Genomic DNA, 10,792 nt, shown 5'->3' with positions numbered 1-10,792 from the left:
GGCCCCTCGCGGGGCCGTCGTCGTTTCTGGCGGAGAGGGTGGGATTCGAACCCACGGTGGTATCGCTACCACGCCGGTTTTCAAGACCGGTGCCTTAAACCGCTCGGCCACCTCTCCCTGTTCGTTTCACCCGCCTCGGACGCATCACGCGATTCCATCGGCGCCACCGAGATACGGGCGCAGCGCCTCGGGCACCGTAATCGACCCGTCGGCGTTCTGGTAGTTCTCCATCACCGCGATCAGCGTACGGCCGACGGCGAGGCCGGAGCCGTTCAGCGTGTGCACCAGCTCCGGCTTGCCGGTCTCGGGGTTGCGCCAGCGCGCCTGCATGCGGCGCGCCTGGAAGTCGGTGCAGTTGGAGCAGGAACTGATCTCGCGGTAGGTGTTCTGGGAAGGCAGCCAGACCTCGAGGTCGTAGGTCTTGGCCGCGGCGAAGCCCATGTCGCCGGTGCACAGCAGCACCTTGCGGTACGGCAGGCCGAGCCGCTGCAGCACCTTCTCGGCGTGGCCGACCAGTTCCTCCAGCGCGGCGAACGAGTCGGCCGGGCGCACGACCTGCACCAGCTCCACCTTCTCGAACTGGTGCTGGCGGATCATGCCGCGCACGTCCTTGCCGTAGGAGCCCGCCTCGGCGCGGAAGCACGGCGTGTGCGCGGTCAGGCGCATCGGCAGCGCGTCGGCCTCGACGATCGAATCGCGCACCAGGTTGGTCAGCGAGACCTCGGCGGTGGGGATCAGGTAGCGGCGGGTTTCGCCGACCTGGGTCGCGAACAGATCCTCCTCGAACTTCGGCAGCTGGCCAGTGCCCCGCATGGTTTCGGGATTGACCAGCAGCGGCACGTTGCACTCGAGGTAGCCGTGCTCGCCGGTGTGCAGGTCCAGCATGAACTGGGCAAGCGCGCGGTGCAGGCGCGCCAGCGCGCCGCGCAGCACGGTGAAGCGCGCGCCCGACAGCTTCGCGCCGGCGTCGCCGTCCAGCCAGCCGTGGCGCGCGCCCAGTTCGACATGGTCGCGCACCGCGAAGTCGAACGCGCGCGGCGTACCCCAGCGCGAGATCTCGGCGTTCTCGGTTTCGTCCTTGCCGACCGGCACAGCTGCGTCCGGCACGTTCGGCACGCGCAGCGCAATCTCCGCAAGCTGCGCCTGCACGTCGGCGAGGTGTTGCTCGTTGGCCTTCAGCCTGTCGCCCAGCCCCGCGACCTCGGCCATCAGCGCGCTTGCGTCCTCGCCCTTCGCCTTGGCCTGGCCGATCGCCTTGGAGCGCGCGTTGCGCACGCTCTGCAGCTCCTGCGTTTCGGCCTGCAGCGTCTTGCGCTCGGCTTCGAGCGCGGCCAGCGCGGCCGTATCGAGCGCGAAGCCGCGCGTCTTCAGGCGCTCGGCGGTTTCGTCGAGGCGCGCGCGCAGCAGCACGGGGTCGAGCATGGGGAATCCTTGCGAATGCGGTCGAACGCGGATTATCGCGGCTGCTCGCGAACCGGCGCAAACGCGGCGCCCGGCCTCGCCGCCGCCGCACGCACCCAGGTCGCCAGCAGCAGCGCCGCGAGCGCGGCGCAAACGGCGCCGAAGGCGAACGCGGCGAACGGCGATACCGACTGCCAGAGCTCGCCGAACAGCAGCGACGCCGGCAGCAGCAGCACGCCGGCGACCAGGTTGTACCAGCCGAACGCGGTGCCGGCGCGCGCGGGTTCGACCATGTCGGCGACCAGCGCCTTCTCGGTGCCTTCCAGCGCGGCGGTGACCAGCCCGTAACCGGCGAACGCCAGCCACAGCGCCCAGTCCGCGACCGGCAGCAGGCCGATCAGCAGGTAGGCCACGGCGTAGGCTGCCCAGGCGACGCCCAGCACGCGGAAGCGTCCGAACCGGTCGGACAGCGCCGAGAGCGGCGTCGAGCCCAGCGCCGCGATCGAGGAGTACACCGCCCACATCAGCGTTATCCGCTCGGCGCTGGCGCCAAGATCCTGCGCGCGCAGCAGCAGGAACATGTTCGAGGCGTTGCCCAGGGTGAACAGCCCCAGCGCGACCAGATAGCGCCGGAACGCGGACGGCAGGCCGGCGAAAGTCCATCGCACCGGCTCGCGTTTCGAAGCCGCGGCGAGCGGCGGCTCCTTCAGGGCGAACGTCAGCGCAAGTACGGCCAGCGCCGGCACGACCGACCACAGGAATACCTGGCGCAGGGTCAATCCGGCGGCCAGCAGCAGCGCCGCAACCAGCGGACCCACCACTGCGCCGAGGTTGTCCAGCGCGCGGTGGAAGCCGAACGCCAGGCCACGGCGGCGGCTGTCCACGCTGAGCCCCAGCATGGCGTCGCGCGGCGCCGAGCGCAGTCCCTTGCCGACCCGGTCGGCGAAGCGCGCGGCGAACACGCCCAGCCAGGTGGTGCTGAGCCCGACCAGCGGCCGCGCGAAGCCGGCCAGCGCGTAGCCGCCGATCACCCAGGCGCGCACGTTGCGGGTGCGGTCCGCCATCACCCCGGCGAACAGCTTGAGCAGGCTGCTGACTGCTTCCGCGACGCCCTCGATCAGGCCCAGCACCTTCGGCCCCGCCATCAGCACCGAGACGAGGTACAGCGGCACCAGCGGGTAAATCATGTCGCTGGCGGCGTCGTTGCACAGGCTGATCAGGCCAAGCAGCCAGACCGTGGACGGCAGATTGCGGATGCTCCGTATCATCCGCGGCGCTCTTCCCGTTCGCGAAAGCGGGAAGAAACGGTTTCGGCACGGCCGAACGCGAACGAACGCGGATCGAGCCTCGATGTCATGGCGGCGTTCATCCGCCTTGATCCGCGTTTGGCCGCTTCCCGCTGCGCAGCGCGCGTCGCGCCTCGCGCAGCGCGTCGAGCTTGGCCTTCACCTTCGCCTCGAGGCCGTGTTCGGTGGGCGCGTAGAACTCGGTGCCGGCGAGCGCATCGGGCAGGCACTGCTGGTCGAGCGCGACGCCGCCCTCGACGTCGTGGTCGTACTGGTAGCCCTTGCCGTAGCCGAGCCCCTTCATCAGCCGGGTGGGCGCGTTGCGCAGGTGCATCGGCACCTCCAGCGTGCCCGACTCGCCGACCGTGAGCTGCACCTCGCCGAAGGCGCGGTAGACCGCATTGCTCTTCGGTGCCACCGCCAGATAGACCGCCAGCACGGCGAGCCCAAGATCGCCCTCCGGGCTGCCCAGCCGCTCGTAGGTGTCCCAGGCGTGCAGGGCGAGCTGCCAGGCGCGCGGGTCGGCCAGGCCGACATCCTCGATCGCCATGCGCGTCATGCGCCGCGCCAGGTAGCGCGGATCGCAGCCGCCGTCGAGCATGCGCGCGAACCAGTACAGCGCGGCGTCCGGGTCCGAGCTGCGCACCGACTTGTGCAGCGCCGAGATCTGGTCGTAGAACTGCTCGCCGCCCTTGTCGAAGCGACGCGTGCGGTCGGCCAGCACCTGGTCCAGCGTGGCCTCGCCGATGCGCGCGCGCCCCGACGCGTCGCGCTCGGCCAGCTCGGCGGCGATCTCGAGGAAGGTCAGCGCGCGGCGCACGTCGCCGTCGGCGGCGCGCGCCATCAGCGCCAGCGCAGAGTCGTCGACTTCGATGCCCTGCCCGCCCAGGCCGCGCTCGGCGTCGGCCAGCGCGCGCTGCAGCGCCGCGACGATCGCCTCGGCCGGCACCGCATCCATCACGTGCACGCGGCAGCGCGACAGCAGCGCCGAGTTCAGCTCGAACGACGGGTTCTCGGTGGTGGCGCCGACGAACACGATCACGCCCTTCTCGATGTGCGGCAGGAAGGCATCCTGCTGCGCCTTGTTGAAGCGGTGCACCTCGTCGACGAACAGCACGGTGCGCCGGCCCTGGGCGAAATTCTCTTCGGCCGCGGCCAGTTCCTTGCGTACTTCGGGCAGACCGGACAGCACCGCGGATACCGCGCGGAAATCGGCGTCGGCATAGCGCGCCACCAGCAGCGCCAGCGTGGTCTTGCCGCAGCCGGGTGGCCCCCACAGCACCATCGAGTGCACGCGGCCCGCTTCCAGCGCGCGGCGCAGCGGCGTGTCCGCACCGAGCAGGCGCGACTGGCCGACAATCTCGTCCAGCGTGCGCGGGCGCATGCGCTCGGCCAGCGGCTTCAGCGCGTCGGATTCGGCGAACAGCCCGGAGGAAGCGGCGACGGGTTTGCGGCGAGGCATGGCGCCGATCATACGCAATCGGCGTCCGCGCACCGCGCCGGATCGCGTCCGGGCGGCGTCGCGGCCGGGGCCGCGGCGCGCTCAGTCCTTGAGCGGGTGCACCTCGGCATCCGGCGTGATATCGCCGATCACGTCGGTGCCCTTGGGCGGGGTGAACTTGAACGCGTCCGCGGGCAGCCTGGGGTTGCGCTGCCAGTCGGAGAAGCGGATCTCGGTGCGGTTGCCGAGCGTGTCCTTGAACACCATGCGGTCGAGGCCGGCGGGGCCGAAGCCGAGGTCGGCGTACTCGAACTGGGGATCCTTGGCGGTCGACTTCAGGCGCAGCCACAGGCGGCCGTCGCGGTTGCCCTGTTCGTTGACCTTGAACTCGCGGTCGAGCTGGCCGAGGTCGGTCAGCACGGTGAGCGGGCTGTGCGATTCCTCGACGCCCTGGTTGCGCACCGTCACCTGCTCCAGCTCGGGATCGTAGATCCACACGTGCATGCCGTCGGCGACGATCAGTTGCTTGTACGGCCGCGTCGTCTCCCAGCGGAACTGGCGCGGCGCGGACAGCGCGAGGCTGCCCTCGGTGCTGTCGGCGGGCTGGCCGTTGACGTCGTAGACGGTCTGCGCGAAGTGCGCGGAGACCGCGCTCAGCCCCTTGGCGAAGGCGTCGAGGCGCGCGCGCGCGCTGTCCGCGGCGTGCGCCGGCAGCGCCAGCAGGACGAGGGCGGCGGTGAACAGGAAGCTGCGCATGGTGGTCATCGGGTCGGGAGTCGGATAAGGAGACAGGCGGTCGGCGCAAACGTTGCGGCGGGCGCCGCCTGCGGTTCAGCGCGCGGCCGGTCAGGCGCCGGGCGGAGGCGGCGCGATCACCTCGCGGTTGCCGTTGTGCTGCGGCGGGCTGACGATGCCTTGTTGCTCCATCAGCTCGATCAGGCGCGCGGCGCGGTTGTAGCCGATCTTCAGGCGGCGCTGCACGCCGGAGATCGAGGCGCGGCGCGACTCGGTGACGATGCGCACCGCCATGTCGTACAGCTCGTCGTCGGCGCCGCCCTCGCCGCCCGCCTCTTCCGGCAGGCCGGACTCGCCGATCACCTTGCCGTCGCCCAGCGATTGCACTTCCTCCAGCACGCCGTCGATGTATTCCGGCGCACCCTGCGCGCGCAGCCACTCGACCACCTTGTGCACCTCGTGGTCGTCGACGAAGGCGCCGTGCACGCGCTCCGGCGTCGCCGTGCCCGGCGGCAGGTACAGCATGTCGCCGTGGCCGAGCAGCGTCTCGGCGCCGGACTGGTCGAGGATGGTGCGCGAGTCGATCTTGCTGGACACCTGGAAGGCGATGCGGGTCGGGATGTTGGCCTTGATCAGGCCGGTGATCACGTCCACCGACGGGCGCTGCGTGGCCAGCACCAGGTGCACGCCGGCGGCGCGCGCCTTCTGCGCCAGGCGCGCGATCAGCTCCTCGACCTTCTTGCCGACGATCATCATCATGTCGGCGAATTCGTCGATGATCACGACGATGTACGGCAGCGGCTGCAGCGGTTCGGCCGCGACGCCCGGCATCTCCGGGTTCGGCCGGAACAGCGGATCCAGCAGCGGCTGGCCGGCGGCCTCGGCGTCGCGCACCTTCTTGTTGAAGCCGGCCAGGTTGCGCACGCCGACCGCGGCCATCAGCTTGTAGCGGCGCTCCATCTCCGCCACGCACCAGCGCAGCGCGTTGGCGGCCTCCTTCATGTCGGTGACGACCGGCGCCAGCAGGTGCGGGATGCCCTGGTAGACCGAGAGCTCCAGCATCTTCGGGTCGATCATGATCATGCGCACGTCGCGCGCGCCGGCCTTGTACAGCAGGCTCAGCACCATCGCGTTCAGCGCCACCGATTTGCCGGAACCGGTGGTGCCGGCGACCAGCAGGTGCGGCATCTTGGCCAGGTCGACCACGGCCGGGCGGCCGCCGATGTCCTTGCCCAGCGCCAGCGCCAGCGGCGAGCGCGTGGTGTCGTATTTCTCCGAGCGCAGGATCTCGGAGAGGTAGACGATCTCGCGGTTGGCGTTGGGTATCTCCAGGCCGATCACGTTCTTGCCCGGGATCACGTCGACCACGCGCACGCTGACCACCGACAGGCCGCGCGCGATGTCCTTGTCGAGGCTGGAGATCTGGCTGCCGCGCACGCCGGCGGCCGGCTCCAGCTCGAAGCGCGTGATCACCGGGCCGGGATAGACGCCGACCACCTTGGCGTCGATGCGGAAATCCTTCAGCTTCAGCTCGACCTGGCGCGACAGGACTTCCAGCGTTTCCTCGGAGTAGCCCTTGCCCTGCGGCTTCGGCTCGTCGAGCAGCGACAGCGGCGGCAGCTCGCCGTCGGCGGCGGGGCCGCTGAACAACGGGATCTGCGTTTCGCGGCGGGCGCGCTCGCTTTTCTCGATCGGCGCCACCGTGGGCTCGATCCGGATCGGTTCGCGCTTGGCCTGCTTGACCGCCTCGACCTTGCGCACCTCCACGCGTTCGATGCGCGCGGCGCGCGCGGCCATCGCCTCGGGCGCCCGCTTCAGCTTGCCGCCGAACCACGCGCCGAACGCCAGCGCCAGGCGCCCGGTGGCGTCCGTCACCTTGAACCAGGAAAGCCCGGTCGCCAGCGTCACCGCGACCAGGAACAGCGCGAGCAGGAACAGCGTCGCGCCGGAGAAGCCGAAGCCCTTCATCAGCACGCCGCCGACCAGCTCGCCGAGGATGCCGCCGGCGCGGTTGGGCAGCCGGCTGGGGCCGTCGAAATGCAGGTGCGCCAGGCCGGAACCGCTGGCGAAGAACGCAACGAAGCCGATCAGGCGCAGGGTCGGCTCCAGCGGCGACGGCGCCTGCGCGGCGTTGCGACCGCGCAGCACCGTTACGCCCAGTACGCCCAGCAGCAGCGGAAACGCATAGGCCAGCGCGCCGAACAGGTACAGCAGCAGGTCGGCGAGATAGGCGCCGACGGTGCCGCCGAAGTTGCGGATGCCGAAGTCCGGCTGGCCGGCGTGCGACCAGCCGGGATCGCCGGGGTTGTAGCTCGCCAGGCAGGCGAGCAGATACAGCGCCAGCGGCAGCAGCAGCAGCGCACCCGCTTCGCGCAGGATGCGCCGCGTGCCGTCACTGAGGCCGCCGGCCTGGGTTTTGCCCTTCGCGTTCGCGCTGCGCGCCACGATCAGAGTTCACCTCAAGTTGGCGGCCTAACCCGCTGTTACGGCGATGCTTATACCATGCCTTGCAGCGCCGGGTGCACGATCTCGCCACCCTCGACGTTGATGCCGCGCGCGAGCGCAGTGTAGTCGCGCCACTCCTTGCCGGCTGCGAGGCGCTGCACGTACGGCAGGATCGCCGCCGAGATCGCCTGCGATGAGGTCTGCGGCACCGCGCCCGGCATGTTGGTCACCGCGAAATGGGTGACGCCGTCGACGAGGTAGGTCGGCTCCTTCCAGGTGGTCGGCTTGGACGTCTCGAGGCAGCCGCCCTGGTCGATCGAGATGTCGACCAGCACGCTGCCCTTCTCCATGCTCGCAACCATCGCCCTGGTGACCACGTGCGGGGCCTTGGCGCTGGGGATCAGCACCGCGCCGACCACGAGGTCGGCGGTGGCGACTTCCTCGGCCACCACGGTGTCGTAGGGATACAGCGCGGTCACGTTGGCGCCCAGCGCCATCATCTGCGCGAGGCGGTCGGGGCGCTTGTCGAACACCACCACGTTGGCGCCCGAGGCGGCGGCCAGCGCGGCGGAATTGCCGCCGGCGGCGCCCGCGCCCAGTACCACCACCTTGCCGCGCTCGGTCGACGGCAGGCCGCCCAGCAGCTTGCCCTTGCCGCCTTCCGGCTGGTGCAGCAGGTGCGTGCCGACCTGCACGGCGATGCGGCCGGCGATGATCGACATCGGCGCCAGCAGCGGCAGCGAGCCGTTGGTCTCTTCCACCGACTCGAACGCGACGCCGGTCAGGCCGATGTCGAGCAGGCGCCTGGTCAGTTCCGGCTCCGCAGCGAGATGCAGGTAGCAGAACAGCAGGTGGTGCTTCTTCAGCAGGGCGAGGTCGCCGGCGATCGGCTCCTTCACCTTGACGATCAGCTCGCCGGCCTCGTACAGCGCGGCGGCGTCGGCGACGATCTTCACGCCGACCTTGGCGAACGCCTCGTCCGCGAAGCCGCTTTTCAGGCCGGCGCCGGACTGGATGAACACCTCGTGGCCGCGACGGACCAGGTCGGCACAGGCGGCGGGGACCAGCGCGACGCGGCCCTCGAGGGTCTTGGTTTCCGACGGAATACCGATACGCATGCGTACATTTCCTCGTGCGAAATGAAAGGTCGCCGCGCGAGCGCGGCCTCCTGTCTCAACCGTGCGCCTTGATTCGCCGCCTGCCGTTCCCCATTCTCCCGCACTCCGGCGTCCGCCCGTGGCCGCGCCTCCGTCGTGCGGAGGCGCGCGTTCGGGCGGGAAGCGTCCGTCCCGCGCCGATTCAGGCGCGCGGACGCAGCGGGAACGACCCCGGGAACACGCGCGGCGCGCGTCCCCTTCGACAGCCAATCTTCAAGCCGCAACAAAGCCAAGGATTATACATGAGCACTTCCAAACACAGCCGCCTGCTGATCCTGGGTTCCGGCCCCGCGGGCTACACCGCCGCCGTCTACGCGGCGCGCGCGAACCTCAAGCCGGTGCTGGTGACCGGCCTGCAGCAGGGCGGCCAGTTGACCACCACCACCGACGTGGACAACTGGCCGGGCGACGTGGAAGGCCTGCAGGGTCCGGCGCTGATGGAGCGCATGCAGAAGCACGCCGAGCGCTTCGCCACCGAGATCGTGTTCGACCACATCCACACCGCCGACCTGTCGCAGCGCCCGTTCCGGCTCAAGGGCGACAGCGGCGACTACACCTGCGACGCGCTGGTCATCGCCACCGGTGCCACCGCCAAGTACCTCGGCATCGAGTCCGAGGACAAGTTCAAGGGACGCGGCGTGTCGGCCTGCGCGACCTGCGACGGCTTTTTCTTCCGCGAGCAGGACGTCGCCGTGATCGGCGGCGGCAACACCGCGGTCGAGGAGGCGCTGTACCTCGCCAACATCTGCCGCAAGGTCTACCTGGTGCACCGCCGCGACACCCTGCGCGCGGAGAAGATCATGCAGGACAAGCTGTTCGAGAAGGCGGCCAGCGGCAAGATCGAGCTGGTCTGGAACCATACCGTCGACGAGGTGCTGGGCGACGACAGCGGCGTCACCGGCATGCGCATCAAGAACGTGCATGACGGCAGCACGCGCGATATCGCCGTGACCGGCTTCTTCGTCGCCATCGGCCACACGCCCAACACCGGCGTCTTCGACGGCCAGCTCGACATGAAGAACGGCTACATCCGCATCCGCACCGGCCTCGACGGCATGGCCACGATGACCAGCGTGCCCGGCGTGTTCGCCGCCGGCGACGTCGCCGACCAGGTCTACCGCCAGGCGGTCACGTCGGCCGGCTTCGGCTGCATGGCCGCGCTCGATGCCGAACGCTGGCTCGACCAGCAGCACGCGGTCGGGTGAGGTTTCGCGCCGGCCGCGCGCCGGCGCCATACTCGGCGCATGCTCGAAGCCCGCATCCACGCCGCGCTGGACGAGATCGAGCCCGCGGCGTGGGACGCGCTGCTGGCGGACGACCATCCGTTCGTCCGCCACGCCTTCCTCGCCGGGCTCGAACGCCACGACTGCATACGCGCCGACCTCGGCTGGCAGCCGTTCCACCTCGGGCTGTACGAACACGGCCGGCTGGTCGCGGCGGCGCCGCTGTACCTCAAGGGCAACTCGCACGGCGAGTACGTGTTCGACTGGACCTGGGCGCGCGCCTACGCGCGCGCCGGCCTCGATTACTACCCCAAGCTGCTCGCGGCGGTGCCCTATTCGCCGATCTCCGGGCCGCGCCTGCTGGTCGGTACCGGCGAGGGCGAGGGCGCGGGCGCGCGCCGCGCGGCGCTGGCCGGGGTGTTGCGCCGACTCGCCGACGAGCGCGGCCTGTCCTCCGCGCACGCCAACTTCCTTTCCGGCGACGACGCCACGGCCTTCGACGACGCCTGGCTCGCGCGCAGCGACTGGCAGTTCCACTGGCGCAATCGCGGTTACCGCGACTTCGCCGATTTCGCCGACGCGCTGAACCACAGGAAGCGCAAGAACCTGCGCCACGAGCGCGCGCAGGTGGCGCAGGCCGGCATCGAGGTCGAACTGCGCGACGGCGCCGCCATGGACGCGCGCGCCTGGGCCGACATGCACGCGCTCTACCGCGGCACCTTCGACGCCAAGGGCAACCTGCCCACGCTGACCGCAGCCTTCTTCCGCCACCTCGGCACGGCGATGCCGGCGCAGGTGCTGGTCGCGTTCGGCCGGCGCGGCGGGCGCATCGTCGCCGGCGCGCTGTTCCTGCGCAGTCGCGACACGTTGTACGGCCGCTACTGGGGCGCGCACACGCACGTGCCGGGCCTGCATTTCGAGCTGTGCTATTACCAGGGCATCGAGTACTGCATCCGCCACGGCCTCGCCCGCTTCGAACCGGGCGCGCAGGGCGAACACAAGCTGGCGCGCGGCTTCCTGCCGTCGCGCACGCATTCGCGCCACTACCTGCGCGATCCGCGCTTCCGCGCGGCGCTGCGCGAGGCGCTTGCGCACGAGGCGCGC

Annotated in this window: 8 protein-coding genes and 1 tRNA gene; 2 read left to right on the top strand and 7 right to left on the bottom strand. The window is 70.5% G+C overall.

Features of this window, described 5'->3' with window-relative positions:
* Positions 1-27: 27 nt before the first annotated feature.
* From ABFC67_RS04605 to ald, 7 genes are all read right to left on the bottom strand, one after another.
* A tRNA-Ser gene (locus ABFC67_RS04605) sits at positions 28-117 on the bottom strand.
* A gap of 27 nt (positions 118-144) precedes the next feature.
* A complete protein-coding gene (gene serS, locus ABFC67_RS04600; protein WP_346736869.1) occupies positions 145-1,422 on the bottom strand; it encodes a serine--tRNA ligase in 1,278 nt (425 codons plus the stop codon).
* A 32-nt stretch (positions 1,423-1,454) separates the two neighbouring features.
* Positions 1,455-2,669 carry an MFS transporter gene (locus ABFC67_RS04595; RefSeq protein ID WP_346736868.1) on the bottom strand — a complete coding sequence of 405 codons (1,215 nt, stop codon included), beginning with the start codon at positions 2,667-2,669 and terminating at the stop codon, positions 1,455-1,457.
* Positions 2,670-2,766: 97 nt separating this feature from the next.
* Entirely contained in the window at positions 2,767-4,149 is a 1,383-nt protein-coding gene (locus ABFC67_RS04590) for a replication-associated recombination protein A (protein ID WP_346736867.1), read from the bottom strand.
* Between the two features lie 81 nt (positions 4,150-4,230).
* Positions 4,231-4,884, bottom strand: a complete 654-nt coding sequence (lolA, locus tag ABFC67_RS04585; protein ID WP_346736866.1) for an outer membrane lipoprotein chaperone LolA — start codon at positions 4,882-4,884, stop codon at positions 4,231-4,233.
* A 90-nt stretch (positions 4,885-4,974) separates the two neighbouring features.
* Positions 4,975-7,308, bottom strand: coding sequence for a DNA translocase FtsK 4TM domain-containing protein (locus ABFC67_RS04580; RefSeq protein WP_346736865.1), 2,334 nt, complete (start codon positions 7,306-7,308; stop codon positions 4,975-4,977).
* Between the two features lie 50 nt (positions 7,309-7,358).
* Positions 7,359-8,426 (bottom strand): alanine dehydrogenase, encoded by a 1,068-nt coding sequence (ald, locus tag ABFC67_RS04575; RefSeq protein ID WP_346736864.1) that lies wholly within the window; start codon positions 8,424-8,426, stop codon positions 7,359-7,361.
* A gap of 281 nt (positions 8,427-8,707) precedes the next feature.
* Between ald and trxB the strand changes: the two genes are divergently transcribed.
* Positions 8,708-9,670, top strand: a complete 963-nt coding sequence (trxB, locus tag ABFC67_RS04570; RefSeq protein WP_346736863.1) for a thioredoxin-disulfide reductase — start codon at positions 8,708-8,710, stop codon at positions 9,668-9,670.
* A gap of 39 nt (positions 9,671-9,709) precedes the next feature.
* A partial coding sequence (locus ABFC67_RS04565) for a GNAT family N-acetyltransferase (protein ID WP_346736862.1) occupies positions 9,710-10,792 on the top strand: 1,083 nt, incomplete at its 3' end.

This window comes from Mizugakiibacter sp. (assembly GCF_039680435.1).
In the GTDB taxonomy this organism is placed as follows: Bacteria; Pseudomonadota; Gammaproteobacteria; order Xanthomonadales; family Rhodanobacteraceae; genus Mizugakiibacter.
This window is presented reverse-complemented; position numbering and strand designations above follow the sequence as displayed.

Coding starts and splice junctions, on each gene's coding strand:
- ABFC67_RS04595 (WP_346736868.1), bottom strand. CDS start 2,669: ATGATACGGAGCATCCGCAATCTGCCGTCCACGGTCTGGCTGCTTGGC.
- serS (WP_346736869.1), bottom strand. CDS start 1,422: ATGCTCGACCCCGTGCTGCTGCGCGCGCGCCTCGACGAAACCGCCGAG.
- ald (WP_346736864.1), bottom strand. CDS start 8,426: ATGCGTATCGGTATTCCGTCGGAAACCAAGACCCTCGAGGGCCGCGTC.
- lolA (WP_346736866.1), bottom strand. CDS start 4,884: ATGCGCAGCTTCCTGTTCACCGCCGCCCTCGTCCTGCTGGCGCTGCCG.
- trxB (WP_346736863.1), top strand. CDS start 8,708: ATGAGCACTTCCAAACACAGCCGCCTGCTGATCCTGGGTTCCGGCCCC.
- ABFC67_RS04590 (WP_346736867.1), bottom strand. CDS start 4,149: ATGCCTCGCCGCAAACCCGTCGCCGCTTCCTCCGGGCTGTTCGCCGAA.